At 40.8% G+C, this 25,807-nt stretch carries 31 protein-coding genes and 1 pseudogene; 7 read left to right on the top strand and 25 right to left on the bottom strand.

Annotated elements, in window-relative coordinates:
* Positions 1 to 5: 5 nt before the first annotated feature.
* The 3 genes from ACNQGS_RS14990 to ACNQGS_RS14980 form a co-directional block, all read right to left on the bottom strand.
* Positions 6 to 866 (bottom strand): HpcH/HpaI aldolase/citrate lyase family protein, encoded by an 861-nt coding sequence (locus ACNQGS_RS14990; RefSeq protein WP_491488021.1) that lies wholly within the window; start codon positions 864 to 866, stop codon positions 6 to 8.
* Between the two features lie 91 nt (positions 867 to 957).
* Positions 958 to 2,226 (bottom strand): TRAP transporter large permease, encoded by a 1,269-nt coding sequence (locus ACNQGS_RS14985; RefSeq protein ID WP_491488020.1) that lies wholly within the window; start codon positions 2,224 to 2,226, stop codon positions 958 to 960.
* Positions 2,223 to 2,780 (bottom strand): TRAP transporter small permease, encoded by a 558-nt coding sequence (locus tag ACNQGS_RS14980; RefSeq protein WP_491488019.1) that lies wholly within the window; start codon positions 2,778 to 2,780, stop codon positions 2,223 to 2,225. Before ACNQGS_RS14980 ends, ACNQGS_RS14985 begins: the two co-directional genes overlap by 4 nt.
* A gap of 224 nt (positions 2,781 to 3,004) precedes the next feature.
* Here ACNQGS_RS14980 and ACNQGS_RS14975 point away from each other — a divergent pair, with 224 nt between their 5' ends.
* Genes ACNQGS_RS14975 through ACNQGS_RS14965 form a run of 3 tightly spaced genes read left to right on the top strand, consistent with a single transcriptional unit; the run spans position 3,005 to position 5,545 of the window.
* Entirely contained in the window at positions 3,005 to 3,589 is a 585-nt protein-coding gene (locus ACNQGS_RS14975; protein WP_491488018.1) for an amino acid synthesis family protein, read from the top strand.
* Complete coding sequence (locus ACNQGS_RS14970; RefSeq protein ID WP_491488017.1) at positions 3,586 to 4,539, top strand: NAD(P)-dependent oxidoreductase; 954 nt, start codon at positions 3,586 to 3,588, stop codon at positions 4,537 to 4,539. Before ACNQGS_RS14975 ends, ACNQGS_RS14970 begins: the two co-directional genes overlap by 4 nt.
* On the top strand, positions 4,484 to 5,545 hold the full coding sequence (locus ACNQGS_RS14965; RefSeq protein WP_491488016.1) for a DctP family TRAP transporter solute-binding subunit: 1,062 nt from the start codon (positions 4,484 to 4,486) through the stop codon (positions 5,543 to 5,545). The genes ACNQGS_RS14970 and ACNQGS_RS14965 overlap by 56 nt, the downstream gene beginning before the upstream one ends.
* A gap of 278 nt (positions 5,546 to 5,823) precedes the next feature.
* Here ACNQGS_RS14965 and ACNQGS_RS14960 read toward each other — a convergent pair whose 3' ends face one another.
* From ACNQGS_RS14960 to ACNQGS_RS14945, 4 genes are read right to left on the bottom strand one after another with little or no spacing between them, the layout of a single operon-like run.
* Complete coding sequence (locus ACNQGS_RS14960) at positions 5,824 to 6,894, bottom strand: tartrate dehydrogenase (protein WP_491488015.1); 1,071 nt, start codon at positions 6,892 to 6,894, stop codon at positions 5,824 to 5,826.
* 1 nt (position 6,895) lies between these two features.
* Complete coding sequence (locus tag ACNQGS_RS14955; protein ID WP_491488014.1) at positions 6,896 to 7,480, bottom strand: FumA C-terminus/TtdB family hydratase beta subunit; 585 nt, start codon at positions 7,478 to 7,480, stop codon at positions 6,896 to 6,898.
* A gap of 12 nt (positions 7,481 to 7,492) precedes the next feature.
* Entirely contained in the window at positions 7,493 to 8,335 is an 843-nt protein-coding gene (locus tag ACNQGS_RS14950; protein WP_491488013.1) for a fumarate hydratase, read from the bottom strand.
* 3 nt (positions 8,336 to 8,338) lie between these two features.
* On the bottom strand, positions 8,339 to 9,013 hold the full coding sequence (locus ACNQGS_RS14945) for a GntR family transcriptional regulator (protein WP_491488012.1): 675 nt from the start codon (positions 9,011 to 9,013) through the stop codon (positions 8,339 to 8,341).
* A 347-nt stretch (positions 9,014 to 9,360) separates the two neighbouring features.
* Here ACNQGS_RS14945 and ACNQGS_RS14940 point away from each other — a divergent pair, with 347 nt between their 5' ends.
* Positions 9,361 to 10,752 carry an amino acid permease gene (locus ACNQGS_RS14940; protein ID WP_491488011.1) on the top strand — a complete coding sequence of 464 codons (1,392 nt, stop codon included), beginning with the start codon at positions 9,361 to 9,363 and terminating at the stop codon, positions 10,750 to 10,752.
* Positions 10,753 to 10,880: 128 nt separating this feature from the next.
* Here the strand turns inward: ACNQGS_RS14940 and ACNQGS_RS14935 are convergent, their stop codons facing one another.
* The 15 genes and pseudogenes from ACNQGS_RS14935 to ACNQGS_RS14865 form a co-directional block, all read right to left on the bottom strand.
* Positions 10,881 to 12,146, bottom strand: a complete 1,266-nt coding sequence (locus tag ACNQGS_RS14935; RefSeq protein WP_491488010.1) for a glutamate-5-semialdehyde dehydrogenase — start codon at positions 12,144 to 12,146, stop codon at positions 10,881 to 10,883.
* Between the two features lie 65 nt (positions 12,147 to 12,211).
* Positions 12,212 to 12,982, bottom strand: a pseudogene (gene proB, locus ACNQGS_RS14930) (glutamate 5-kinase); the annotation flags it as partial.
* Positions 12,979 to 13,827 carry a pyrroline-5-carboxylate reductase gene (proC, locus tag ACNQGS_RS14925; RefSeq protein ID WP_491488009.1) on the bottom strand — a complete coding sequence of 283 codons (849 nt, stop codon included), beginning with the start codon at positions 13,825 to 13,827 and terminating at the stop codon, positions 12,979 to 12,981. The pseudogene proB and the gene proC, both read right to left, overlap by 4 nt.
* A 14-nt stretch (positions 13,828 to 13,841) precedes the next feature.
* Positions 13,842 to 14,045, bottom strand: a complete 204-nt coding sequence (locus tag ACNQGS_RS14920; RefSeq protein WP_491488008.1) for a Fur-regulated basic protein FbpA — start codon at positions 14,043 to 14,045, stop codon at positions 13,842 to 13,844.
* A gap of 342 nt (positions 14,046 to 14,387) precedes the next feature.
* Positions 14,388 to 14,660 (bottom strand): hypothetical protein, encoded by a 273-nt coding sequence (locus ACNQGS_RS14915; RefSeq protein WP_491488007.1) that lies wholly within the window; start codon positions 14,658 to 14,660, stop codon positions 14,388 to 14,390.
* A complete protein-coding gene (locus tag ACNQGS_RS14910; protein ID WP_491488006.1) occupies positions 14,660 to 15,373 on the bottom strand; it encodes a pirin family protein in 714 nt (237 codons plus the stop codon). Before ACNQGS_RS14910 ends, ACNQGS_RS14915 begins: the two co-directional genes overlap by 1 nt.
* A 141-nt stretch (positions 15,374 to 15,514) precedes the next feature.
* Positions 15,515 to 16,069 carry an NADPH-dependent FMN reductase gene (locus ACNQGS_RS14905; RefSeq protein ID WP_491488005.1) on the bottom strand — a complete coding sequence of 185 codons (555 nt, stop codon included), beginning with the start codon at positions 16,067 to 16,069 and terminating at the stop codon, positions 15,515 to 15,517.
* 124 nt (positions 16,070 to 16,193) lie between these two features.
* Complete coding sequence (locus tag ACNQGS_RS14900) at positions 16,194 to 17,171, bottom strand: ring-cleaving dioxygenase (protein ID WP_491488004.1); 978 nt, start codon at positions 17,169 to 17,171, stop codon at positions 16,194 to 16,196.
* A 16-nt stretch (positions 17,172 to 17,187) separates the two neighbouring features.
* A complete protein-coding gene (gene rpiA, locus ACNQGS_RS14895; RefSeq protein ID WP_491488003.1) occupies positions 17,188 to 17,868 on the bottom strand; it encodes a ribose-5-phosphate isomerase RpiA in 681 nt (226 codons plus the stop codon).
* 36 nt (positions 17,869 to 17,904) lie between these two features.
* Positions 17,905 to 18,516: an alpha/beta hydrolase gene (locus ACNQGS_RS14890; RefSeq protein WP_491488002.1), complete on the bottom strand. Its 612-nt coding sequence runs from the start codon at positions 18,514 to 18,516 to the stop codon at positions 17,905 to 17,907.
* A gap of 26 nt (positions 18,517 to 18,542) precedes the next feature.
* Positions 18,543 to 19,151: a flavin reductase family protein gene (locus ACNQGS_RS14885; RefSeq protein ID WP_491488001.1), complete on the bottom strand. Its 609-nt coding sequence runs from the start codon at positions 19,149 to 19,151 to the stop codon at positions 18,543 to 18,545.
* 22 nt (positions 19,152 to 19,173) lie between these two features.
* The gene (locus tag ACNQGS_RS14880) at positions 19,174 to 20,112 is read right to left on the bottom strand and encodes a ring-cleaving dioxygenase (RefSeq protein ID WP_491488000.1); all 939 of its coding nucleotides are present in this window, start codon (positions 20,110 to 20,112) and stop codon (positions 19,174 to 19,176) included.
* 123 nt (positions 20,113 to 20,235) lie between these two features.
* Positions 20,236 to 20,634: a DoxX family protein gene (locus ACNQGS_RS14875; RefSeq protein ID WP_491487999.1), complete on the bottom strand. Its 399-nt coding sequence runs from the start codon at positions 20,632 to 20,634 to the stop codon at positions 20,236 to 20,238.
* Between the two features lie 63 nt (positions 20,635 to 20,697).
* Entirely contained in the window at positions 20,698 to 21,081 is a 384-nt protein-coding gene (locus ACNQGS_RS14870; RefSeq protein WP_491487998.1) for a MarR family winged helix-turn-helix transcriptional regulator, read from the bottom strand.
* Between the two features lie 166 nt (positions 21,082 to 21,247).
* Positions 21,248 to 21,700, bottom strand: coding sequence for a GNAT family N-acetyltransferase (locus ACNQGS_RS14865; RefSeq protein ID WP_491487997.1), 453 nt, complete (start codon positions 21,698 to 21,700; stop codon positions 21,248 to 21,250).
* Positions 21,701 to 21,790: 90 nt separating this feature from the next.
* On the opposite strand from ACNQGS_RS14865, the gene ACNQGS_RS14860 reads away from it, so the two are divergent.
* Positions 21,791 to 22,066: a hypothetical protein gene (locus tag ACNQGS_RS14860; protein WP_213119075.1), complete on the top strand. Its 276-nt coding sequence runs from the start codon at positions 21,791 to 21,793 to the stop codon at positions 22,064 to 22,066.
* Positions 22,067 to 22,116: 50 nt separating this feature from the next.
* Here the strand turns inward: ACNQGS_RS14860 and ACNQGS_RS14855 are convergent, their stop codons facing one another.
* Positions 22,117 to 22,416 (bottom strand): TIGR04104 family putative zinc finger protein, encoded by a 300-nt coding sequence (locus ACNQGS_RS14855; protein ID WP_491487996.1) that lies wholly within the window; start codon positions 22,414 to 22,416, stop codon positions 22,117 to 22,119.
* 238 nt (positions 22,417 to 22,654) lie between these two features.
* Between ACNQGS_RS14855 and ACNQGS_RS14850 the strand changes: the two genes are divergently transcribed.
* Entirely contained in the window at positions 22,655 to 23,020 is a 366-nt protein-coding gene (locus tag ACNQGS_RS14850; protein ID WP_491487995.1) for a recombinase zinc ribbon domain-containing protein, read from the top strand.
* 101 nt (positions 23,021 to 23,121) lie between these two features.
* Positions 23,122 to 23,532, top strand: coding sequence for a GNAT family N-acetyltransferase (locus tag ACNQGS_RS14845; protein ID WP_491487994.1), 411 nt, complete (start codon positions 23,122 to 23,124; stop codon positions 23,530 to 23,532).
* A gap of 369 nt (positions 23,533 to 23,901) precedes the next feature.
* On the opposite strand, the gene ACNQGS_RS14840 is transcribed toward ACNQGS_RS14845, so the two are convergent.
* Both ACNQGS_RS14840 and ACNQGS_RS14835 read right to left on the bottom strand, forming a co-directional pair.
* A complete protein-coding gene (locus tag ACNQGS_RS14840; protein ID WP_491487993.1) occupies positions 23,902 to 24,672 on the bottom strand; it encodes a hypothetical protein in 771 nt (256 codons plus the stop codon).
* On the bottom strand, positions 24,659 to 25,708 hold the full coding sequence (locus tag ACNQGS_RS14835; RefSeq protein ID WP_491487992.1) for a hypothetical protein: 1,050 nt from the start codon (positions 25,706 to 25,708) through the stop codon (positions 24,659 to 24,661). The genes ACNQGS_RS14840 and ACNQGS_RS14835 overlap by 14 nt, the downstream gene beginning before the upstream one ends.
* Positions 25,709 to 25,807 lie beyond the last annotated feature (99 nt).

Genomic DNA, 25,807 nt, shown 5'->3' with positions numbered 1-25,807 from the left:
TTCTTTTATAAAATTACTGACTCTAATAACGCTTTCGCTTTTTTATAAACCGGATAATCCACCAGCTTATTCCCGACCGCAATCGAGGCAACTCCTTGCTGCTCTGCGGCTTCAAAGGCATTGACAATTTCTAAAGCAGCTTCCATTTCCTTTTTGCTTGGCGAGAAAATTTCATGAATCGGCTGCAATTGCTTAGGATGGATGGTTAGCTTTGCCTTGAACCCAAGCCTCCTCGCCCTTTGAGACTCGTTAATGAGCCCCGCTTCATTTGCAAGATCAGGGTAAACCGAATCTATCGGACTGCTAATTCCGGCAGCTTTCGAGGCATTGACCACCTGCGACCTGGCATAAAGCAATTCTGTCCCGTCATCCGTTAGCTCGCAATCGACATCCAAGGAATAATCAATCGAGCCAAATGCTAATCTTTTAATCAAGTAATGCGCCGCCGCAATATCATAGGCAAAATGAATCCCTCTGGCAGTTTCAATTAATGGGATTACCGCAAAGGAATGAAGCTCTCTTTTCTGTCTTTCGAGACAAATAACAGCTGTTTCGCATAACGTCTTCATGCTAATGGAGCTTTCAGCCTTCGGTACCATGACCCCGCTGGCCCCGGCTTCAATGGCAGCTTCTAAATCCTCCCGCCAAAAATTCGTTGTCATATCATTGATTCTGATCAACACGTCTTTCTCCGGCTGGTTGTTTAAGAGAAAATGTTTCGCACGTTCTCTTGCCTCTTGTTTTTCAGAGATCGCTACGGCATCCTCCAAATCAAAAATGACACAATCAGCTACACTTACCAACGCTTTTTCAAACATTCTGGTGGAGGTTGCAGGAACAAATAAATAGGATCGCATCAATTCCATGAACTCCTTCCTTTAGGATATTGGATACACAGAAAAAGAACAGCTTACCCTGTCATATGAGTAAGCAGATCCTCTTTTCTTGGAGATCAGGCTATTTCGCCAAAACCAATGCTACCTGTGGGAAAATAATAACGATAGCAAGTGCTAGAACCATCAGAGCAAAGAATGGCAACACCCCTTTGACGACTTCTCCGACCTTTTCCCTCGTGATCCCACTGACGACGAATAGATTTAGCCCAACTGGAGGTGAAATCATCGCCAACTCCATATTTATTGTCATAATGATTGCAAAATGGATGACATTAATATCAAATAATGCTAGTACCGGTAATAAAATTGGCAGTGTAATTAAAATGATGGCAACGGATTCAAGGAACATACCCAAAATAAAGAACATAATATTGACACCAATCATAAAGATCCATTTATTTGATGTACTTGTTTCAATCCATGTCGCAAATGCCTGTGGTACCTGTTCCGTAGTTAGGAACATACCGAAGATCATTGCCGATGCAATAACTAGAAAAATCATTGACGTAATGTTAATAGATTCCTTCAGGACTTCTCTAAACTTAGGGAATGACAGTTCTCTGTAGATAAATATAGAAACGAATAATCCATAGAAACATGATACAAAGGCTGCCTCAGTCGGTGTGACGGCACCGGAATAGATTCCACCGAGAATAAGGACCGGCAGGAAAAAGCCCCAAGAAGCTTTTGCAGTCTTTCTCCATCTTTCCTCCATCGACTGTTTTGGCAATTTACCAAAGTTATGAACTCTAGCATGAATAATAGCAGAAATTAATAGAATTCCACCTAGCAATAATCCAGGGACGATTCCAGCTGAGAACAGTTTTCCAATTGATTCTTCAGCTACCGTGCCATAAATGATTAATGGGATCGAAGGTGGAATCAGAATTCCCAGCGTCCCTGATGCGGCTACAAGCCCCATTGCATATCTTTTACCATAACCTGCTTCCACCATCGCAGGAATCATAATACTTCCGACAGCCGCTGCTGTGGCCGGGCTTGAACCAGAAATGGCGGCAAAGATCATACAAGCAAGGATAGTGATGACAGCCAGCCCGCCGCGGATATGCCCTACCCATGATTTTAATGCCTCAATTAAATAGTGTGAGATACCGCCTTTTGACATAATAATCCCGGCAAATACAAAGCCCGGAATAGCCATTAAGGTGGCTGAGTTTAAGGAGTTAAACATTTTCTGGATAACGGTGTAAAGGGTAAAATCTGCCATTGATAAAGCGACGATGCTTGATAAGCCCAAACTAACGGCGATTGGTACGCGTATTAAGCAAAGGACTGCGAAAATTAAAAACAGTATTAAAACTGGATTCATACTCCTACCCCTTTCTCACCTGATGTTCCTTCCGTATTTTGCATCGATTCATATAACTGTTCAATCTCGCCGACAAGCTCTCTATGATCGCCTTTCGCCGCTCTGTAAGCCTTTACAAAAAAGTAAAACCCGAGAAGTCCCATTCCGATGGGAAGGACCAGATATGAAATCCAAATTGGAATACCGACATCAATTGTTTTAATTCCTTGTTCTTTTGATAGCGTTATTAATTCAATGGAAGAATAAGCAAGGTAGAAGGAATATCCACCGCCAATTATATTACTAATCGTTGCAACTATTCTTTTTAGACCCTTCGGAAGCACGTCAAATAATAATTCTACTTGAATATGCCGGTTGTCTTTCAGCGCAAGCCCAAAACCGATAAAAATAGACCATGTAAGCAGAAATTCAAATATTTCCGTAATCCATGATTCTGGTGCATTAAGAACATACCTTGTAAAAACTCCGTACAAACTTACGACTACTCCTCCAATAAATAGCACTCCTGCCAAACCTTCTTCGAGGTGATCAAGCCATTTAAAGAGTTTCTTCATAGAAATCAACTCCTTATTCCGTAGATTGTATCCAATATACAACTGGACCTTAATTTAAAATATACAAGATAGTTTTCAAAAAATAAACAGAAAATTTTTTTTATTTTATATTTTTTGTGTATTCCCAACATTTATTGTTTTTGTTATAGTGGAAATATCAGCATTTGTTGAGACAACTCGAGCGTAGATTGTATCCAAAATCCATTATAATTAGGAGGTTGAAGATGGAATTAGAAATAAGAAAAATTGTGACCATCTCGGAGGAGACCTTTATAGAAGGTTTCAAAAAAGCAGATAAGCCTGTTCGGGTAGCTGCTGCCTTAGCCGTCATTAAGAATCCTTATGCCGGCAAATATGTAGAGGATCTTCTTCCGCTCATCAAAGCCTGTTCTGAACAGCTCGGTGAACTATTGCCAAAGAAGGCAATGGAAGCTTTAGGTGTCACAGGAGATGAAGTTGAAGGTTATGGAAAAGGTGCACTGGTTGGACTTGATGGCGAAATTGAACACGGTTCTGCTATCATCCATACCCTAACGTTTGGAAATCCATTTCGTTCACTTTGTGGGAATGCCGAAACCCTTCTTCCTTCTGCCGAGAAAAGAGGTGCCGCTGGCAGCAGTCTAGACCTAGCGATTAAACACAAAATGGATGCAAAGATTCGCAGCCATCACATGACGTTTGAAACTAGGATTCCTGATGCACCTCGGAACGATGAAATTATCATCGCCGCTGTCGTTACTACGAGCGGACGTGCTCACCCGCGGATTGGCTCTTTACATAAAGAGCTTGAAGGAGTTTTTCCTTCATGATTCAGAAGATAGGTTTTATCGGGCTTGGTAAAATGGGCTTGCCTATGGCAAAAAACCTATTAAATAGCGGATTTACTGTTTACGGCAGTGATGTTAACGAAGCCGCTATCAATGAATTCCAGAGCTATGGCGGGAAACCGGGCTATGTTACTGATTGGATTCACCATGTACAAAGTATCATTCTTATGCTTCCTTCATCTAAGATCGTAAATCAAGTCATAGACCAAATTATTGACCATTACTCCTTAGATCAACACACTCACCAAGAACCATTAGTCATCATTGATATGAGCAGCTCATACCCTGATGAAACGAGAAGGAATTTTAAAAAATTAACAGAAAAAAATATTGAATTTATCGACGCACCCGTCAGCGGCGGGGTCAAGAAAGCAGTCACTGCTCAGTTAACCATCATGATCGGAGGACCGGTGGAATCATTTACTAGATGTAAGCGTTTGCTAGGTTCGATGGGCAGTAACCTCTTTCATGTTGGTCCAATTGGAAGCGGTCACTTAATCAAGGCCATTAATAACTATCTTTCTGCTACTCATCTATTAGCTAGCTGTGAGGCTGTTCAATTGCTTCAGAGGTTTGATGTTGAACCGGAGAAAGCTATTCATGTATTTAATCATAGTACAGGCCGAAGCGGTTCAACAGAGTATAAATTCCCATCCTTTATCTTACCGGAAAGTTTTGATTCTGGGTTTAGTCTGGAACTGTTAAGAAAAGATCTAGAAATGGCGAATGGACTATTTTTAAATGCGGAGGCGGCAACAAATCTGCCGCAGCTCGTGTTTGACAAATTCCATGAAGCAAGTGTTGCACTAGATAAGGATGCGGACCATACAGAAATCTATCAATTTGTATCAAGTTATTTATTAAGGGGGAAATCAAATGAAAAAGATTCAGAAACTATTAGTAGTAGCAGTAACACTTCTGTTGGTATTTAGCCTTGCAGCCTGCGGCTCTTCCTCAAAAGAAACAAGCAGCAGCAAATCTTCAAGCGGTGAAAAGGCCAAATCTGGTGATGACATTCAAGAATTGACAATCAAAATCTCCCACGTTGTAGCGGAGAACACACCTAAGCAATCCGGTGCCCTTGCGATGAAGGAATATATTGAAAAAGAATCCGGCGGTAAAATCAAGGTTCAGGTTTATCCAAACAGCCAGCTGTTCGGTGATAAAGATGAATATCAGAATTTAGTAGCCAATAACGTCCAGTTCATTATTCCAGATATGTCCAAAATGGTAGGTAACGACCCTGGCTTTAACGTCCCTGCGATGCCTTTCTTGTTTAAAGATGATGCAGCTGCAGAAGCTTTCTGGGATGGCGCAAAAGGACAAGAGATCTTTAAACGCTTAGAAAAGGACGGCGTGCTTGGTCTAGCCATGTGGCCAAATGGCGCTAAACACATGACAAATAACAAGAAAGCCATTTCGAAACCGGAAGACTTAAAAGGCTTAAAGATTCGGACTCAAGGCGGACAGTTGCTTGAAGAAATTTACGGCAAGCTTAATGCTGGTTCCGTATCCATTCCATTCAACGAGCTTTACACTGCCCTCCAGCAAGGTACGGTTGATGGCGAAGAAAACACTTTTAGTAATATCGAATCAAAGAAATTCGACGAAGTACAGAAGTATACAACTGTAATGGGTCATACTCGAGTTGACTACGCTTTATTAACCAATACGAAATTCTGGGACGGCCTGAACGATAAAACGAAAGCCATTGTTCAAAAAGGTGTGGAAGCAGGAACAAAGGTTGCGCGTGATTCTGCGGAAAAATTAAATGAAGATGCATTGAAAAAACTAAAAGATCGCGGCCAAACCAAGATTAATGAGCTTTCACCAGCTGAAATTGAAGCATTTAAGAAAGAACTTCAGCCAGTCTATGATGAATGGGCTAAGAAAATCGGCGAAGATATCATTAAGGATGCAGAAAGCAAGAATAAATAATAGTTAGTGCAAGCCCCTAATCTATGTGGTTTTTATAGATTAGGGGTTTTTGTTTGGAATGGATGCTTTGCGACAGTTAGAGGGCAATTATATGACAGTTGGACCTCCTTATGCGACAGTTGGCGCTTGCTTTACGACAGTTTGCCCCCACCCTTTCCGACAGTTGGCGCTCCCTATCCGGTATGCTCATGACATTAGACCAAAAATTAATATGAGGCTGCCCAATGTCGTTAACGAATAACGCACATTGAGACAGCCTCACTTTTCAAATTATGATATTAAGACACTGAACAAACTTCTTTCAACCGACTGCAAATAGCTTCTCCAACCTCATTGGTAGAGGATGTGCCGCCAATATCCGGAGTTTTAATTCCCTCGTTGGTAACATCTTCGATCGCATCCAAAAGCTTTTGGCCCAGTTCTTGCTCGCCAAAGTGATCGAGCATCATCTTCGCAGTCCACACCTGACCGATTGGATTGGCAATTCCTTTACCATAAATATCTGGCGCTGAACCATGAACAGGCTCGAACATGGATGGGTACTTTCCATTTAAATTTATATTGGCAGCAGGCGCAATCCCGATACTTCCCATGATCGCTCCGCCAATATCCGTTAAAATATCCCCGAATAGATTACTAGCGACAATCACGTCAAAAATTTGCGGTCTTGTCACGAAAAAGGCTGCGAGCGCATCGATATGATAGGAAGCAGTTTGAATATCCGCATAATCTGTTTTTACTTCATTGAAGACCTCATCCCAAAACGGCATCGAATGGACAATCCCGTTTGATTTTGTTGCCGATGTGACATGGCCTCTTCTCTGTTTCGCCAGTTCAAATGCATAACGCATGGCCCGTTCCGTACCTTTTCTAGTGAAAACCGCATTTTGGATGGCGACTTCATCTTCCCCTTGATGGATCCTTCCGCCAACTTCACTATATTCACCCTCACTATTTTCCCTGACAACGATTAAATCAAAGTCATTTGGATTAACTAAAGGTGATTTCAATCCTTTAAAAAATTTGGCTGGGCGAATATTAATCGATTGCTCAAATTCTCTGCGAATCTTAATTAATAAACCCCATAAAGAAACATGATCTGCAACAACCTGAGGGTTTCCAATTGCCCCCAGGAAAATAGCATCAAAGTTTTTCAAGATATCTAGTCCGTTATCTGGCATCATTTTTCCATGCTCTAGGTAGTAATCACAGCTCCATGGAAATTCTTTGTACTCAAATTTCAAACCGCCATGAATTTCAGCCACTGTATCTAGAACTTTTGTTGCAACCGGCACTACTTCTTTCCCAATTCCATCCCCTGGAATAACAGCAATTTCTAGTTTCTTCATATTATATACCTACTTCCTTATTTGCATTTTTATTGTAATTTTCATACTTGGCTATTTCCTGTTCATACAAATCTTGACCGTGCGCATCATAGGCAACCAATAATGGGAAATCTTCCACCTCAAGCCGTCTGATTGCTTCTGGCCCTAAATCCTCATAGGCCACTACCTCAACTGATGTTACCCGTCTGCTTAAAATCGTAGAGAGCCCGCCGACGGCAGCAAAGGAAATGGCTCCATATTGCTTACACGCTTCTTTGACCATTTCTCTTCTTGGCCCTTTACCAATCGTTCCTTTTACCCCATATTCATACATGGCAGGAGCATAAGGGTCCATCCGATAAGCGGTTGTCGGAGCCACCGGCCCAATAATTTGCCCCGGTTTTGGCGGACACGGACCGGCATAGAAAATGACTTCGCCCCTTAAATCAACTGGCAAGGACTGGCCTGCTTCAAGCAGGTCTACCATTCTTTTATGGGCGGCGTCACGGGCCATATAGATGGTCCCTGTTAAAAGAACCTGGTCCCCTATCTGCAACATTTGGATATCTTCATCTGTCAGCGGTGTTTTTAACCGGTATTCTGCCATTAAAATCCCCTCCTATAACACAGCCGTCTTTTTACGGGCAGCATGACATTGAATATTTACCGCTACCGGCAGGGCGGTTATATGACAGGCATATGTTTCAATTGGCACCCATAGCGCCGTACTAGTCCCGCCTAACCCTTGCGGCCCTATTCCTGTGTTGTTAATTTCCTCGAGGAGTTCTTTTTCCAGCTGAGCAATATGCGGTTCATGATGATGAACACCGATTTCCCGCAAAACGGCATGTTTCGCCAGTGAGGTTACTTTATCAAAGCTTCCGCCGATGCCAACTCCGACGACGACAGGCGGACAGGCCTTCCCGCCTGCTTCCTTAATCGTTTGTAAAACAAAATTTTTAACCCCTTGCATCCCTTCACCAGGAAGCAAGAATTTCATCGCACTCATATTTTCACTGCCCCCGCCTTTAGGTAGGACCGTGAATTTTATTTGGTCTCCGGGAACGATGTCAGTATGTACAACAGCCGGTGTATTGTCCCCAGTATTCACGCGAATGAGCGGGTCCCCAACAACTGATTTTCTCAGATAACCCTCTCGATATCCGGTGCGAACACCTTCTTGAATCGCATCCAAATAGTTCCCGCCTGTTATATGGACATCTTGACCTACCTCTACAAACACAACGGCCATCCCAGTATCATGACAATACGGCATGTGATTGACCTTAGCTTCTTCGGCATTTTCCAGAAGCTGCTGAAGAATGGTTTTCCCAATGGGGGAAGCTTCTGTCTTCTCAGCCCTTCTAAATCCCGCTAATACATCTTCAGGCAGGTAATAGCAGGCCTCCCAGCAAAGCTTGGCAACGGTTTCAACAATCTGATCTACATGAACGATTCGCAAAAATTATCTCTCCTCAAGTTGTTCAATTACATGAACGATGTTTTTTAGGTCCTCTTGCGTATGCTCTCTCAATCTATCAACTGCTCTTTTTGGATTTCTCTCTTTAATCGCTAGGTAGATATCCCTATGTCCTTTTAAAATCTCATAAGCGCGGTCTTCCCCTTGGATGTTTAAAACACGGTAATAATGGATTAAGCCATTTAAACCTTCTACAAGCATCTTTAATCTTGTATTCCCGCTATACTGGATAATTTGTTCATGGAAATGGGCATTACACGCTACTATAGTTTCAGGCTTATCTTCATTTATTGCTTGCTCTGTTTCTTCTAACGTTTTTTCCAACTCCTGCAGCTGCTCCTTTGTTGCTCGTTCCGCTGTTAGTTCAACAGCAGTGGATTCAAGGGAAATCCTGCATTCGTAAATATCCCGTACATCCTGTAAATTTGGTTTGTAGACGGATATTTGTGACTTTAGATCCATTACCAGCAGCCCCTCAATTACCAGTGCCCGAATCGCTTCCCTAACCGGACTGCGGCTAGTATTATAAAACGTTGCAATTTGTGCTTCATACAAGCGATCGCCAGGTTTATATGTACCATTGAAGATGCTTTCTTTTATCGATTGTTGAATTTGTTGATAATAAGGTAACGGCTTTTGCAATGGATTGCATTCCAACATTTGCACACCTCTTTTCCACTTTTAAATTCGTTTTGATTTTTGTGTCGACAGTCGAGTGTTATGTATTTATTATAATTAAAAAATTCAGATATTTCAAATCTAAATTTTCATTTACTGGCATGTTTTAGGCTTTTTCATCCAAAAAACAAGCGGTCAAATAAAAGTTTTACAAGTATTACGTATTCGTGAAAACATTTTTGTAGGTTTGCTTCATTTTTTTCAAACAGATTAGTATTAGGCAACTTTTGTATATCTCCATTTTTTAAAACATAGTTGTTTTATTAACCTTAAAAACTTCAATCAAAATAATAGGTTGTTACTTTTTAAGGTAGAAATGGAGGTAATCAATGAAATCTTTTATGAGAAGGAAGTCAATTGAACATTTACAAGAGGAAAGTACGAATAGTGCAGGGCTCCAACGGATCTTAGGATTATGGCAGCTGACAGCCATCGGGTTAGGAGGAATCATTGGTGTAGGAATCTTCGTTCTAACTGGAGTCGCAGCTGCAGAACATGCTGGACCTGCGGTAATCCTATCATTTATTATCGCGGGGCTAGCCAGTGCGGCAGCGGCATTATGCTATGCAGAATTCGCCGGTTTAATTCCGGTAGCAGGCAGTGCTTACACCTATAGTTATGCTGTGCTGGGAGAAGGTGCGGCGTGGCTGATTGGCTGGGATTTATTGCTTGAATATACCCTGGTCATTGCAGTAGTGGCGATTGGATGGTCAGGGTATATGCAAGAAATATTGCAGCAGATCGGCATCCATATGCCAGTCTGGGCACAAGGCGCCCCTGGAACCGGTGCCGGCCATAAAATCGACCTGATTGCCATGATCATCAGTTTAGCCATTGCCGGGCTGCTTACCCTTGGGATGAAATGGGGGGCACGGTTTAACAACTTGATGGTCATCATTAAGTTAAGCATAGTGGTTGTTGTCATTGCAATTGGCAGTTTTTATGTTAATTCTGCAAACTGGCACCCGTTTATGCCGTTTGGGTTTCATGGCGTGATGGGCGGTGCAGCACTGGTATTCTTTGCTGTATTTGGATATGACACATTAACTACGGCCGCAGAGGAAGCGAAAAATCCGCAGCGTGACTTGCCGCGGGCGGTGGTCTTGTCCTTGACGATTGCACTCTGTCTTTATATAGGCATGTCCCTCGTCATTACTGGGATGGCTCCATACGAAACGCTGGGGAATGCAGCTCCGATTGCAAAGGCCTTTAGTCAGGTTGGATTGAATTGGATTACCCTGATTATTTCTGCAGCAGCAATTGCCGGGATTTTATCGGTCCTATTTTCCTTTATGCTTGCAGGTTCACGCATCTGGTTTGCGATGAGCCGGGATGGTTTGCTGCCAAACTGGTTTGCGAAGGTTCATTCTAAATATAAGACCCCCTACCGCCCTACACTGATTATTGGTGTGGTAACTGCAGTAGTTTCAGGGTTAACCCCCATTAATGAGGTCGCAGAACTTGTTAACATCGGAACTCTATCAGCCTTTATCCTAATTTGTGCTTCCATCATGGTGCTGCGAATCAAGCAGCCTAATTTGGAAAGACGATTTAAAACGCCGTTTGTTCCATTTGTCCCGATCATCGGAATTGGTTTTTCTGTTTATCTGATTATCAGTCTGCCATCAATCACTTGGATACGATTTGTAATTTGGATGCTGGTGGGATTTGTTATTTATTTTATTTACGGTAAACGGAAGAGCAATCTTTCGAAAAATTAACCTTGAGCGGAGCTGCTTCGGCGGCTCCGCTTTTTTTAGGTGTACAAAATTCACCAGTAATAAGGTTATAAACCTTAAAGAAGCTGATCTAAAAGCACGCAATATGCTTTTAAATCAGCTTCTTTCCACTATCTAACGTGGCCATTTCCGGTCATAATATATTTCGTCGTGGTCAATTCAGCCAATCCCATCGGTCCGCGGGCATGCAGCTTTTGGGTAGAGATTCCGATTTCCGCCCCAAGCCCAAGTGCCCCGCCGTCCGTAAATCTGGTAGAAGCATTATGATAGATTGCTGCTGCATCCACTAAGTCCATAAACTTCTTAGCAGTTTTACAGTTTTCAGTAATAATTGCTTCCGAGTGTTTAGTTCCATACTTATCGATATGTTCAATCGCTTCTTCCACACTGGTCACTGTCTTTACGGCAAGATCCAAACTCAAATATTCTGTTGCCCAGTCCTCTTCGTTTGCCAACTCAGCCCCAGGAATGACACCAGTGGCTTTTTTATCAGCATGGACAGTAATATTGTGATCTTTCAACGTTTCCATCAACGCAAGTTTATTGATCTCCAGCCATTCTTGGTGAATAATCGCCGTTTCCACCGCATTACATACAGCAGGACGATCGGTTTTTGCATTCACCAGTATGTTCAGCGCCTTCTCCACATCCGCGTCCCGGTCAATATATAGGTGACAGTTGCCCACTCCCGTTTCCAAAATAGGTACTGTCGCTTCATTAACAACTGAATAGATGAGCGAAGCCCCGCCTCTTGGAATTAACACATCTATATGCTCTTTCATCGTAAACAGCTGCTGAGTGGCGGTGCGGTCCGTACTCTCAATCAGTTGAACCGCCTCTTTCGGGATCGCCGTCTTATCCAGCGTTTCCTGAATCACTTTAAAAATAGCTTTATTTGAAAAGATTGCTGATGAACCACCCTTCAGAAGAATCGCATTTCCGGATTTCAAAGCAAGGCCTGTTGCATCAACAGTCACATTCGGCCGTGCCTCATAGATCATACCGATAACTCCCAAAGGGACACGTACTTTTTTAACAAAGAGCCCATTATCAAGTGTCCGTTCGGAAAGGGTATCGCCAACAGGATCTGATAGCTTGGCGACCTCCCGCAGTCCTCTAGTAAAATCAAAAACTCGTTCTCTTGTTAAGGTAAGCCGGTCCAAATAGGCCTCACTATACCCTTCGATTCTTCCATATTTTAAATCGATTTGATTGGCTTTCAATATTTCCTCGGCATTCGCTTCGAGCTGATCTGCTAACAGATTGAGGGCATGATTTTTTTCTTCTGTCGATAAGATGCCTAACCTTTTGGCTGCCTTTTTCGCCTTGATTGCCTGAATTTCAATTTTTGTAGAATCCTCTCTTAAAAGAACCATCAAATCCCTCCTATTGAATAAAATGAAACTTATCCGCCTGTTTTCGAAACCATTTCACGTTTGATAAAATAGGTCCCCGTAGCTTTTTGATGGACGGCATCTTTTAAAATATTGGGAGTCCCTGCTTTCCCTAAAAAGGAAAGGATTCCGGATGCCATGGCGATCTTAAAGGCATCGATTTTCGATTTCATTCCGCCTGTTCCAACAGAGCTTCCAGAGCCGCCGGCTGCTTCTTCGATTTTCATGGTAATTTCATGAACGTGTTCCAGCCGAACAGCGTGGCTCATCTGGCGAGGATCGCCATTATACATTCCATCAATATCCGAAAGAATAATTAACATATCGGCATCAATGAGTCCTGCTATCTTGGCGGAAAGAACATCATTATTTCCAAACTTTAAGCGATTGACTGTCACCGTATCGTTTTCATTTATTATTGGAACAATTCCGCGATTAAGTAAGACATTTATTGTATTTCTGGCATTATTATGACGGTTTTCGTCCGATAAATCCTCTCTAGTGATGAGGATTTGTGAAGCAACATAGCCGTGGGATAGAAATAACTCAGAATAGATTTCCATCAATAGGCTCTGGCCAATCGAGGCGGATGCTTGCTTTTCCGGCAGCCCGCTCGGTGGTTCAGTAAAACCAAGTTTTCGATAGCCCGCTGCTACGGCACCAGATGAAACAAGCAGCACCTCATGGCCTTCATCCTTTAATTGCACAACTTCTTCCACCAATTTTTCCAATTTCCTGCGGCTAATTTCACCACGAAGGCTTGTGAGTGAGCTGCTGCTAATTTTGACAACAACTCTCTTTTTAAAGCCTGAGGTCATCCAATCACTCCTATTTGGCGTCTTTGATAGTGGCTGTTCATTTCCTGGGAACGTTTTGCTGCTTCTTTAACAGCTTGCATAATAGCCCTTCCTCCTCCATACTTCTCCAATGCCTCCAATCCGGCAGCCGTGGTGCCATTCGGAGATGTCACTTTTTCTCTTAGCTCTGCCGGCGTATCCGTTTCCTGCATCATCATTTTTGCGGCACCCAAAATGGTTTGTGCACTTATTTGCCTAACTGTAGCGGTATCAAGGCCGCACTCTTTTCCTGCCTTTTCCATATGTTCTATTAAGTAATAAAAATAAGCAGGCCCACTCCCAGCGATCCCTGTAAAGATATCCATTTTATCTTCCTCAATGAGATAAACGGTCCCCAAACAGGTTAATAATTCCATCACCATCGTCACAACATTCTTTGAAGCATATTTTCCTGGACAAATGGCTGTTGCCGACTCACCAATCATGCTTGATGTATTGGGCATGATCCTAACAACAGGCAGCCCTTCCGGAAAATGTCTCTCGATACAGTTCGTCGGAATCCCCGCGGCAACAGATAGAATGACCTGATTAGGCTTAAGTTTTTTTGAAAGGACTTGTAACGAGGATTCTACATCTTTGGGCTTCATCGCTAAAATAATGATGTCAATGTTATCAAAGTTTAACTCTTCCCTGCTTATTCCCTTTATACCGTAAGTATCCTGAAGCTCCTGCAAACGTTTATGATTTCTTCGATTGGTAACCATTATTTGCTCGGAAGGAATTTTACCAGTACTTACCACACCTGAAATCATGGCTTCTGCCATGGAACCAGCCCCTAAAAAAGCTACCGTTTGATTGGTTAACATCACATTCCTCCTATTTAAGGTTGATGATATTTTTGTGAATGCTCTTTTTTTCCAGATTCCAAATTATTTGTATAAACATAGTTGTACTCTTCCTCTAAATCGCTCAAAGTCCATTCATATAGATGCTTATTATTCTTTTTATAAACACCTGATTGAACAAGCTGATCCATCAGAAATTGTCTTCTTTGCTTAACCACAGTTCTAAGTAAATTTTTCAAAACAGAAACCTCCCGTTTTTCAAAAAATAATAGTAATTAGTTGTCTTCTACATTTACTGCAATTGATGGAAGGCAGGGTGTAGTGTTAAGGACCATCTCCCCCTTTCCCATAAATGCCATTATAAAGAGGCGATTTTTAGGAATTTGTCGATTGAGCTCGCATTGAATAAGACTTAAAGGAATCTTTATCTTTCTTTAATAAAAGAAAAATAGATGTATTATTTGAAAAAAGGATTCCGTTTTTCAAAAGGGGATAAAAAAACCGCCATTCTCCTAAATGGCGGGTTAAAATTTCATTTTTCAATTATAATTCTTATTCATCCAAATGTTTTCGCACCATCACTAAACCGGATAAACCGTTTTATGATCAGCAAGTATCACCAATTGATTTTCCTTAGGAAGGAACTTAATTTGGGCATCTGAGGAGTAAAACCAAGTTTTTTCCTTTTCCTTTGTTACGAATATGTTTAACTCATCCTGAAATTCCAACACCTTCGAAGCGGTTTCCTCATCGATAGGGAGCGAGATCAGCCAATGATCCCCTTTTTCTTCAATTGTGTAAGTTTCCGATTGACATAGCAATCGGCTGCCGATGGAGTGGCGAATCATTAACATTAGAATTCACCTCCAGGTAAGTCAATTAATAAAAAGAAACTATCTTTACTTGCTTGAATCGTAATTTCCGGAAGATCTGTGATTCGGGCAGCATCCCTGGACTTTAAAATGTTATCGTTATTAATTGATATTTCTCCATCAATCGTAAAGACGTATATTCTCCTGCCTTCTTCCTGCCGAAAGGTCAGTGTCTCCTTCCCATCCAGCCTGGATAAATAAAGGGTTACATCTTGATGAATTTTAGCAACCCGCTCCGAACCGGTATGAGAGATAACTGGTAAGAGCTGATTGTGCATTTGCTTTAAGTCATATGTAATATCCTCATAGGAAGGCGTTAACTTCTTTTCATCCGGGGAAAACCATAGCTGCAGGAATTGGACTTCTTCCTGGTTTGACGCGTTAAATTCAGAATGAAGCACTCCGGTTCCGGCGCTTATACGCTGAATATTTCCAGTGCCGATAATTCCAGCGTTTCCTAAGTTGTCCTCATGCTTCAGCTGCCCCTTTATAACAATTGAGACAATTTCCGCTTCACGGTGCGGATGAATGCCAAAGCCCCGCCCCGGCTGTACTGTATCGTCGTTAAAGACACGAAGCGGGCCGAATCGGATATTGGATGGATCATAATACTCTCCAAATGAAAAACTTAAATTACTCTCCAGCCAGTCATTTTTTACTGTGTAACGTGCACTTGCAGGATAAAGCTGAATCAATTTCTGTCACTCCTTCAATGAAAATTTATCGTCTTCATGAAATATAAAAAAGTTGGAAAATATAGCAGGTTTTCTTCCACTACATTCTCCAACCCCTTCCTTATCCAAATCAGGGACCACTTTATATGATTGGATAAAACTCTATGCTTGGTTTCTCTTAATTAAATCAACAAATGCATCTGCGAAAGATTGTAAGAATTGGACCGTATTCTCGTCTTTCAATTTGCCGTTTTCATCCAACAAAGCAGCAACATTGCCGATATAAGCTTCTGGTTGTTGAACGGTTGGCATATTTAAGAATACAAGTGACTGACGTAAATGATGGTTGGCACCAAAGCCGCTCAAATTACCAGGTGATTGACTAATAATGGCAGCCGGTTTGCCGCTCCATACACTTGCCCCATATGGACGTGATCCTACATCTAATGCATTCTTTAATACAGCAGGTACAGATCGGTTGTATTCAGGCGTTACAAATAAAACAGCGTCAATGTCCTTCATTTTGTTACGGAAAGTTGTGTACTCTGAAGGAACATTATTTTCATCATCAAAGTCCTGATTATATAAAGGCAGGTTGCCAATCTCGACAAATTCCGCTTCCATTCCTTCTGGGAATAAAGCTGCAACATTTGCGGCAATTTTTTTAGAAAATGATTCTTTCCGTAGAGAACCAAGTAAAATTCCAATTTTAGTCATTTTGATACCATCCTTTGCTGCTACTTTATTTTTAATTCGAGATAATTGTAATCGAAGTAATTTTTATTGTCAAAAAAAGCAGTTGAACTTTTTAAAAATTATTTATCAGTAATACCGGCGAATTCTATTCTTTTTCAAACACTTTTGTACTTCTTACTGTATCAATCGGCCGGACCAGTTTCTCAATTTGCTCGCGTTTCGCTTCAAAAAATGGCGGTAATGATAGTTTTTCACCAAGTGTTTCATATGGTTCATCCCCCATAAAGCCCGGTCCATCTGTTGCAATTTCAAACAGAATTTGCGGTGCAACATTTGTATATAAGGAACCAAAATAATATCGTTCCACATATCCGGAATTCGGCAAGCGGAAGGATTGCATGCGTTTCGTCCATTCATCTATTTCAGCACGGTCTTCAACTCGGAATGCAGCATGGTGCACAGTTCCAAACCCTTGGCGCGCCCGCGGAAGAATGGCATTATACTCAACAATCACCTGGGCGCCATTTCCGCCTTCCCCTGTTTCAAATAAATGGTAAGAGCCATCTTTATCAATTTCTTTAAAAAGTAATACCTCTTCCATAATTGCTTTAAAATAATCGAAGTTGGAGACACGGACAAAGACCGGCCCTAATCCTGTAATCGCATATTCTAATGGGATCGGTCCCTTTTGCCATGGAATGCCGCTTGCAACCCCTTGATTGTTTTCATCTGAAATCAATTGGTATTGCTGATCATCGAAATCAACAAATGAAATGGTTTTTTTGCCAAATTGTACTTTAATTCCTGTATGTTCTATATTTAACCGGTTAAACCGTTTTACCCAATATTCTAATGCTGCATCATTCGGTACACGGAAGGATGTTTTTGAAATCTCGTCTGTCCCATGAACTCCTTTTGGAATTCCTGGGAAGTCAAAGAATGTCATATCCGTCCCTGGACCGCCTACATCATCCGCAAAAAATAAATGATACGTTTGAATATCATCTTGGTTCACAGTTTTCTTAACTAAACGCACCCCTAAAACATATGTGAAGAATTCATAAATTTTTTCAGCGCTGCTTGTAATGGCTGTAACGTGATGTACACCCTTTAATTTGTTCATGATTGTTTCCTCCCATTTAATAATGTTGTTCTCTTTCTAGTAAAACCGTCTTATGACTGGTATCTATTGTAATCACCATATCTGCCATGCAAACAAACAAGCCATTATCGACCACACCGGGAATGTTATTTAGGATACATTCCAACTCTTTGGGCTTTGAGATGCTCGGAAATGAACAGTCAATGATAAAGTTGCCATTATCCGTTTGAAATGGCTTTCCGTTCATTAAACGCAATTTTGTTTCCCCTTGTAATTCCCTAATATAATTCTCAGTCTGCATCGCCCCAAAAGGAACGACTTCCACAGGAAGCGGAAAGGCTCCCAATGTTTTCGCCATTTTCGAAGGGTCAGCCACTACAATAAATTTTTCCGCTGCCTTGGCTACGATTTTTTCCCGAACTAGCGCTCCGCCGCCACCCTTAATGAGGTTTAGGTTAGAATCGACTTCATCGGCCCCATCTATTGCGATATCAATTTTCTTAACCTCGTCCATATTGGCTAATGGGATTTGCAATTTTTTTGCTAATTCTGCTGTTTGAACCGAGGTTGGGATCCCATGAATGGAAAGCCCCGCTTCCACTAGCGCTCCAAGTTTCCTAAGTGTAAAATAAACGGTCGAACCAGTTCCAAGCCCAACTACCATCCCATCTTTAACGAAATCAGCTGCTAGTTCTCCCACTATTTTCTTTTCATTCAAGGTTTCCGCCTCCTTCTAACAGATGTTGTCACCAAATTATTTGTTTATTACCTTCCGATACCAATTTGCAGCGGCTTTCACTTCATCCACCGTTAATTGATGTCCACGATTTTCCCAGTGAAGCTCTACTTCTGCATTAGCGTTCTGTAATAACGATTGAAGTTCAGTAGATTCCATTGGTGAACAGATCGGATCATTCGTCCCCGCAGCTATAAACACGGACGTTCCAGTCAAATCAGGAAGCTCAATTCCTTTTCGCGGTACCATTGGATGATGAAGAATGGCAGCTTTTATGGCATTTTGGTAATGAAATAATAAACTTGCTGCAATATTTGCTCCATTTGAGTAACCAATCGCAACGATATTGCTTCGGTCGAAACTATACTTTTCAGCTGCTTCATCCAGAAACTCATTTAGTTCTTTTGTTCGAAAAATAAGATCCTCTTCGTCAAAGACTCCTTCTGCTAGTCTTCTAAAGAAGCGCGGCATTCCATTTTCCAATACATTCCCGCGAACACTTAGAACATTGGCCTCTTCGTCAATCATGCCGGCAAGTGGCAGAAGGTCTAATTCATTGCCACCGGTTCCGTGAAGCAATAAAAAGGTGGGTTTTGTTTGGTCTTGCCCTTTATTGAATATATGTTTCATCCTTGTTTTCCCTCCAGAACGTGGAACTATTTAGGTCTTTCGATTTCAAAAATGTCACCAATTTTGGCATAACTATTTCCCGCCAATCGGCTGACAGCAGATAGTCCCCTCGGGTCTATTCTTCCATTTTCATAAATGCTGCTTTCAACATGATATTGAACAACTTTTCCGATAATCAAATCACACCCAGGAGAATAATTTCCTCCCAATTCTATTGAATGCTCTACTAAACATTCCATTCTGACTTTCGCTTCCTTTACTCCCGGAACTGAAATTTTCACGCTTTCCACTGGAGTTAAATTCGTTAAATCTATTTCACTTTGGTCAGGCGGAAGAGTTGCCGCTGTTTTGTTTACTTCTCCAACATTTTGTTCGTCAACGATATGGACTACAAATTCCTTGGACTCCAGGATATTTCGCGCTGTGTCCTTTTGCCTCCCCGCTGAACGTTGTATGGATAAAGAAATCATTGGGGGGTTGGCTGACACAATATTAAAGTAGCTAAATGGTGCACCATTCAACACCCCATCCTTTGAAATCGATGTGACAAACGCAATTGGCCTTGGGATAATGCTTCCTATCAAGAATTTATAATTTTCTCTTTCGGTAATTGTTGCAGGATCAATCGAAAGCAAAGAAATCAGTCCCCTCGATAAATTAGTCTAATGGCCTTACTTCAATTGGAAGCAGCACTCGCTCTAGTTGTGCTCTATGTGGTTCATACTGGGAAGGCAGCATCAATTTTTCTCCCATTGTTGCTTGTGATTCATCATGTGCAAATCCTGGAGGATCTGTTGCGATTTCAAACAGAATTTTCCCATGCTCTCTAAAGTAAATTGCATTAAAGTAGTTTCTATCCTGTACTGGTGTTACCCCGTATCCATGGCGCTTTACATACTGCTTCCAATCTAATTGATCCTCATCATCTTTTGCTCGCCATGCAATGTGGTGTACGGTACCTACACCCATTTGCCCGAGTCCAATTGGAGCTAATTTCAGGTCAATAATATTACCGATTTCAGCTGTTGAACGATAACGGGCTAAATCGCCTTCTTTACCGACAAATTCGAGCCCCATTACCGTTTCTAACAATTCCGCTGTTTTATCAGGCTGTTCCGATAAAAGGGTTGCTCCGCCAAATCCTTTGATCGCCACTTCAGGTGTTACTCCCCCAAAGCTCCATGTATTAGCTTCCCCTTCTTCTCTTTCGACAATTTCCAAATGAAGTCCATGTGGATCATCGAATTCTAAATATTGCTCTCCAAATCGCTCAATTTTTGTGAAAGGAATCTCGAACTTTTCTAATCGATGCTCCCAAAATCCCATCGCTCCTTTAGGAACCACATAGGATGTTACCCCAACTTGGCCGTCTCCAATGATTCCTTGACGCGCACCTGGCCAAGGAAAGAAAGTTATGATGGTCCCTGGTTTTCCACCTTCATTTCCGAAATAAAGATGATAAGTACCCGGATCATCAAAATTGACCGTTTGCTTGACTAAGCGCAGCCCTAAAACGCCGGCGTAGAAATCTACATTTTCCTGTGGATGTCCAACAATGGCTGTGATATGGTGTATACCCATTGTTTTCTTACTCATTTTTTTACACTCCCTTTTTTGCGAGTTAATTAAATGATTTCGATACTTTATTTTGTTCATAGTCCAATAATTAAAATCTATTTACTCTTATTATAAATTTAAGATTCTTTAATTCAAGATACTTTAGAATAAAAAGGAATCTAAAGCGTACTGACCAGGACCGATTAAAGCTACACCAATAGCAACAGCCAACAAAGTCAGGTTAAATTCATATCCATTTGCTGTTGCCCATAATCCATTCGCTGCATGAACCTTGATAATCGCCATTGCCATCGTTCCTGCAATCAAAATTCCTGCAAGCGGGGTTAAAAATCCTAAAGCAAACAATAATCCGCCAATAAGCTCTGCCAAGCCTGCAAGTATTGCCATAGTTACGCCAGGCTTAATGCCAATAGATTCAAACCATCCACCCGTGCCTTTCGGGCCGTAACCGCCGAACCAACCAAACAATTTTTGCGCACCATGCCCTACAAATAATAAACCAATTACCAAACGAATAATTAATAAACCGATATTTAACATATTAAAAGCCTCCTAATTGTTTTTTATCTCGGATTTGAGATATTTTATAAAAATTTTTAAAATCTACACTTTATCTCTTACTTTTTTTAAAAGCCGGACCAATGTCTCTTCCTCATCCGAACTTAACGAATCAAACATGGAATTCACGAACTCATGATATTTTGGCATGATTTCATCCATCAATCCATTTCCAGCATCCGTTAGGGTCACATGAATCACCCTGCGGTCATCCGGACAGGCATTTCTGCATAACAGACCTCTTTTTTCAAGCTTATCTATTACATAGGTCATCGAACCACTTGAGATTAATATGCAATTGCCAATTTGTTGAATGGTTTGTTTCCCTTTTTGATAAAGTACCTCCAGAACAGAAAACTCCGTAATACCCAGATTATTTTTTGCGATTTCATCTTTAATGCGATCATGAATAGATTTCGATGTTTGCATCAATATTAGAAAGGGCAAATTCGAGCATTTCCTGTTCATTTCCTTCACTTCCCCTTAAAATCTCGAATTAAGTTATCTCGAATCTGAGATAATCATAAATCTTAAAATACTTTTTGTCAATAACCTTTTTTCGATTTTTGCTTATCAACTGGTTCACTTTCTAAGTTTATTTTAACTCCATGAAGTGCGTTGAATTTGGAAAAAGATGTCCCTTTGAAAATCCCGATGAAGTATAGAAATGATCAGCCTGTTCGGTATCGGTATGAAGGACAACAATTTTATAGAACTTTTTGGCTTCATCAAGGATCCTTCCTAACAACAAGCTGCCCAACCCTCTCCTTCGATACTCCTTATGAACATAAAATCGTCTGAGTCTGCCAATATTTTGTTTATTGGAATAGGGGTCTATATTTAGTCCTCCAATAGCAACCAATTCATCCTTTTCATTAAAGACGCCAAATAGGACTTCGCCAGCGCTATTAAATGTATTTATACCATCTTTATAATCATTTACTAATCTTTCTAGGAAGCGAAACCCTTCCTCCTTACTTTGTTTGACTAACAGATTCAAATCATAGCTAAACAAATTATTTATCTGCTTTACTTCGTAATCTACCATAAATTCTCCTTTAAAAGTGAGGCAAGAGAAGCGTCCCTATGCATCACCTCTGTCAATTAAGGATAGATTATCACATAGAGGTGACATTATATGGATTTCCCCACAATTTATACAAATTTTTGGGATGCTGTCATTGCTGTTCCAGTTGTCATGATTTTAACACAGCTCTTGAAAGTATTTTTTAAAATATCAAAAAAATATGTCCCTGTAGTCGCATTGGCACTTGGGTTGATATTTGCAATATTTATTAGCCACCATCACAGCTTGAAGGCAGGAATCTTTATGGGATGGTTTTATGGATATGCTGCAATTGGCAATTATGCTGCATTAAAAAATACAATATTAGTTTTTAGAAAAAACGCTTAGAAGCGGGCCTGCGGGAGGGTAACTTGTACTAGTTTAAATGGAGCCTTCACTCACCAAAGTGGCTCATCTTTTTCACTTAATTTTAAAAATAATGGCATTGTAAACAGTACCAATAATATTATCGGAAGTTCTAATATTAGCATGGATGTTAAAGATAAATTAAACATTACAGTAACCGGAATAGTTATTATCGGGAATAAAGCCAATAAAGATGTGGCGTTTCTTGAAGACTTGCTTTGATATTGGATCTCTTCACAATGATTACATTTCATACTTTTACGGAATGTTAATATTTTTTTGATTGAATCCAACCAAGACCATTTTTCTCTACAGTTTTGGCAAGTGGGCATTAGGCGGCTCCCCCTTTTTATCCTTTTAATACCTTATACGTTATTTATTAATCCTGAGTTTCATTTTATTGGAAATTAACAACTCATTATCTATAATTTTAGGATACCTCGTTCGATTCGGTAAACATGCTTTACAGATATTTAGGACAAATTCATCTACTAAATTACTCTATTATTAATGAATAATGATAGATTCTTGTTCATATAATAGTTTAAAAAAGGGAAAGAAGTGGTTCTTATGTCATTTTTTGCAGGAAAAATCTACTGTAATTTTTGTATGAAACCATTTAGAAGAAAGCCCGGAAATCCAGGTAAGTGGGTATGTCAGGGAAATACGCATCATCATACGTGTAATCCAAATATCGTGGATGAGAACTGGCTAAAATCCGTGATTGGAATGAGATTGTATTGGGACGAGAAGGTTTATTTAGATAGATTGCTAGAGGAACAATTAAATCATATTGTTTTTGAAAGCAAACATAGACTAGTAATTAAGTTCAACAATCCTATGATTGACGAAATCAGACTTTTTGATGGAAGTAATTACTATGGGTCAAACTTTAGGGTGGATGATTTGGGTTGGCAGTATGAAGATGTTTCATAATATAGATAACTGGCACCATTAAAACCTTTCGTTCTGGTACTTTTTGGGGAGCCATCCATCCATTACAATTATTTCATCTTAACAAATTGGAGGATGGAAAAATGAATGATTCTTTACAAATCACGTACAAAATCAATGTTCCAATAAGTGCGGAAGAGCTTTCTACCGTTTTTAAAGCATCCGGCATTAAGCGGCCGGTTGACGATTTACCTCGATTGCAGCGGATGCTTGATCATGCTGATCTTACAATTACGGCTTGGGTTGATGAAAAACTGGCTGGAGTCGCCAGAGCTATTACCGATTACAACTACTGCTGCTATTTATCGGATTTAGCAGTAGACAAGGCCTATCAAAAAATGGGGATTGGCAAGGAACTGGTGAGATTGTTGCAAGAACAAATCGGAGATGAAGTGACGCTCATATTGCTCGCCTCTCCGATTGCGATGGAATATTATCCGCGTATTGGGTTTAAGAAAATAGAAAACGGATATATAATTGCACGACAACGTTAAACAGATTGGGTTTTCATAACGACCGGGACTTGGACTTTTCTTCTCGCTTGGGCGATGAGCCCTTTATAACAACCGAAACACGGTTTCTTCCTCTTGTTCGGTCGTTATGACCCTTTTCATAACGACTGAGTCTCGGTTTCCTCTGCTTGCTGGGGCGTTATAACCCTTTCATAACGACCGGGGCACTGTTTATTCCGATTAGCCGGTCGTTATGACCTTTTCATAACGACCGAGTCTCGGTTTCCTCCGCTCCCTCGGGCGTTATAAACCCTTTATAACGACCGGAATACCGTTTATTCCACTCGCCCGGTCGTTATGAACCTTGCATAGCAGCGAACCTAACCTTCCACAACAGGCTAAATCGGTCAATTACTTAAAAAACAGTACCACCAACACTAATAGAATCGAAACTCCCTGCCCCACAGCCAGCCCAATCAGCCATTTCTTAAATTGCTGTTCCTTCTTCGCAGTGGCATCTGCATTCAGTTTCCATTTTTCTTCCCATTGCTCCTGGAAATCCTTTTGGTCCTGCCACTGCTTTAGGGTCAATTGCTCCACCTCAGCCATCAGGCTGGCCTCAACATGATGAAGATTCTTAGAAAGATCCGATAATCTTTCACTCATGGCTTCATATTTTATATTCGTGATGGAGGCCTGGTCAGTAATTCCCTGGGTAAATAGAACACCAATTTGCTCCTGAGATGACCGAATGGCCTCTAGGACCTTTTCGGTTTGCATCTCCATGAACTTATTATCGTTGCGCTGCCGTTCTTTTAAATCCTCTAGCAGCTGTTCCGTCTTCGATAAATATTCTTGGTATTGCTGATGCCACATGGCAATCTTTTTTTCCAATAGGGTTAACGTTTCATTAAAATGGTGCATCCTGCTGTCAAACAATTCCGACTGGGGTGCGATGATGTCTTCCTTGAGCTGCTCGCTGATATTCAAAGGAAACTGACTTAGTGACTGCCGCATATTTTCAACAGTCTCAAATACTTCCCCATTCAATTCGGCAATCGTTTGTTCCCGGTCTTTTAATAGTGTCTTTAATTCATCATAAAAAAGAAGGTTATTGATTTTTTTTAACGATTGAATCGCTTCATTATACTTTTCATCCACGGTTCTGTTAGAAGTGCTCATTTCCAATAATCCTTTCTGCTTGCTTTAAAATCATCTGGCTGTATTGATGGTACAACCAGCGTTCCACATCTGGCGTCTGCTCCCCAAACAATTTAACCTGCCATTTAGAAACGGCTTTTACAAATTCTTCTTTTAAAAATTCATCCAGCTTTTCGAGCCGTTCTAATTCTTGGTTTTGTTCCCAGATCGCCCTCGTAAGTTGTTCTTCTAACGCTGCCAAGCTCAATTCCTTTTGCCGTTTTTGCTCTTGTAGTTCGGCTGCTTTTTCTGAGGCCATTTGATGCTGCTCCTTTTTAGCCGCAGACTGCTGCAAAAGATCTCTTTTTCCAATTTGCTTAACATGATTCAATTGGTTTATATAATACTCGTAAACTAACATGTTGTTTTCATTTAATGTATCTGCAACAATCCGATAATCCTCTTCAAAGTTTTTCAGGACTATATACTGGTCAAGTCCCCGGCCATGCTTCAAGGAAAGGCTGGACGCCTGCGGATTGGATTGGAATACATAACTTGTGTCAGGATCGGCATCGCGAAAAATTCGCGCTAATTTTCTTTCATTATCATCCAGCTGCTTTCGATAGAATTCCGCCATCTCCGATTCTACCTCATTAAAGCCCTCTATCAGTCTGGTCGTTTTCCTATCCTTAAACACGACTTGATTTTTTTTCGAATCAAATTCAAATTTCGTATGTAAGAGGCAGTTAAATCTTTCCAATTGAATAGTAGCCAACTCCGATAGCAGCCATTCATAATGGATTATTTCCTCCTGTAAATACTGGACGGCCTTGGTCAAATGCTGATAAACCTGCTCTTCTTCTTCGATGCTATCCTTTATCAGCTTTATTTCCTTTTCCATCCTGTCCAAATCAAGATTGTTCTGTCTATGAATGCTTTTCATCTGCATTATTTGATTTTCCGGGTTGAGTACTGTCTTGTCATCAAAGCACGTAAACTCTTCATTAAAGCGATCCATCGCTTTATGTAACCATTGATTCTTCTCTTCCTCGAGTCTAGCAAGCAAATCGATGCTCATGCTACATAACCTCTATTTAATCATTTTTAAAAATCAAAACTCTCTATTACCATATTTAAGATGATATATACCATCTTACTATAATTTCTAGAATTTTCT

The organism is Neobacillus sp. PVCKKU3 (genome assembly GCF_058323225.1).
This window is presented reverse-complemented; position numbering and strand designations above follow the sequence as displayed.

Bases quoted from the DNA above. Each gene is read 5' to 3' on its own strand.
- ACNQGS_RS14990 (WP_491488021.1), bottom strand. From the start codon at position 866: ATGGAATTGATGCGATCCTATTTATTTGTTCCTGCAACCTCCACCAGA.
- ACNQGS_RS14985 (WP_491488020.1), bottom strand. From the start codon at position 2,226: ATGAATCCAGTTTTAATACTGTTTTTAATTTTCGCAGTCCTTTGCTTA.
- ACNQGS_RS14980 (WP_491488019.1), bottom strand. From the start codon at position 2,780: ATGAAGAAACTCTTTAAATGGCTTGATCACCTCGAAGAAGGTTTGGCA.
- ACNQGS_RS14975 (WP_491488018.1), top strand. From the start codon at position 3,005: ATGGAATTAGAAATAAGAAAAATTGTGACCATCTCGGAGGAGACCTTT.
- ACNQGS_RS14970 (WP_491488017.1), top strand. From the start codon at position 3,586: ATGATTCAGAAGATAGGTTTTATCGGGCTTGGTAAAATGGGCTTGCCT.
- ACNQGS_RS14965 (WP_491488016.1), top strand. From the start codon at position 4,484: ATGAAAAAGATTCAGAAACTATTAGTAGTAGCAGTAACACTTCTGTTG.
- ACNQGS_RS14960 (WP_491488015.1), bottom strand. From the start codon at position 6,894: ATGAAGAAACTAGAAATTGCTGTTATTCCAGGGGATGGAATTGGGAAA.
- ACNQGS_RS14955 (WP_491488014.1), bottom strand. From the start codon at position 7,480: ATGGCAGAATACCGGTTAAAAACACCGCTGACAGATGAAGATATCCAA.
- ACNQGS_RS14945 (WP_491488012.1), bottom strand. From the start codon at position 9,013: ATGTTGGAATGCAATCCATTGCAAAAGCCGTTACCTTATTATCAACAA.
- ACNQGS_RS14940 (WP_491488011.1), top strand. From the start codon at position 9,361: ATGAAATCTTTTATGAGAAGGAAGTCAATTGAACATTTACAAGAGGAA.
- ACNQGS_RS14935 (WP_491488010.1), bottom strand. From the start codon at position 12,146: ATGGTTCTTTTAAGAGAGGATTCTACAAAAATTGAAATTCAGGCAATC.
- proC (WP_491488009.1), bottom strand. From the start codon at position 13,827: ATGTTAACCAATCAAACGGTAGCTTTTTTAGGGGCTGGTTCCATGGCA.
- ACNQGS_RS14915 (WP_491488007.1), bottom strand. From the start codon at position 14,660: ATGTTAATGATTCGCCACTCCATCGGCAGCCGATTGCTATGTCAATCG.
- ACNQGS_RS14905 (WP_491488005.1), bottom strand. From the start codon at position 16,069: ATGACTAAAATTGGAATTTTACTTGGTTCTCTACGGAAAGAATCATTT.
- ACNQGS_RS14900 (WP_491488004.1), bottom strand. From the start codon at position 17,171: ATGAACAAATTAAAGGGTGTACATCACGTTACAGCCATTACAAGCAGC.
- ACNQGS_RS14890 (WP_491488002.1), bottom strand. From the start codon at position 18,516: ATGAAACATATATTCAATAAAGGGCAAGACCAAACAAAACCCACCTTT.
- ACNQGS_RS14880 (WP_491488000.1), bottom strand. From the start codon at position 20,112: ATGAGTAAGAAAACAATGGGTATACACCATATCACAGCCATTGTTGGA.
- ACNQGS_RS14875 (WP_491487999.1), bottom strand. From the start codon at position 20,634: ATGTTAAATATCGGTTTATTAATTATTCGTTTGGTAATTGGTTTATTA.
- ACNQGS_RS14870 (WP_491487998.1), bottom strand. From the start codon at position 21,081: ATGCAAACATCGAAATCTATTCATGATCGCATTAAAGATGAAATCGCA.
- ACNQGS_RS14865 (WP_491487997.1), bottom strand. From the start codon at position 21,700: ATGGTAGATTACGAAGTAAAGCAGATAAATAATTTGTTTAGCTATGAT.
- ACNQGS_RS14860 (WP_213119075.1), top strand. From the start codon at position 21,791: ATGGATTTCCCCACAATTTATACAAATTTTTGGGATGCTGTCATTGCT.
- ACNQGS_RS14855 (WP_491487996.1), bottom strand. From the start codon at position 22,416: ATGCCCACTTGCCAAAACTGTAGAGAAAAATGGTCTTGGTTGGATTCA.
- ACNQGS_RS14850 (WP_491487995.1), top strand. From the start codon at position 22,655: ATGTCATTTTTTGCAGGAAAAATCTACTGTAATTTTTGTATGAAACCA.
- ACNQGS_RS14845 (WP_491487994.1), top strand. From the start codon at position 23,122: ATGAATGATTCTTTACAAATCACGTACAAAATCAATGTTCCAATAAGT.
- ACNQGS_RS14840 (WP_491487993.1), bottom strand. From the start codon at position 24,672: ATGAGCACTTCTAACAGAACCGTGGATGAAAAGTATAATGAAGCGATT.
- ACNQGS_RS14835 (WP_491487992.1), bottom strand. From the start codon at position 25,708: ATGAGCATCGATTTGCTTGCTAGACTCGAGGAAGAGAAGAATCAATGG.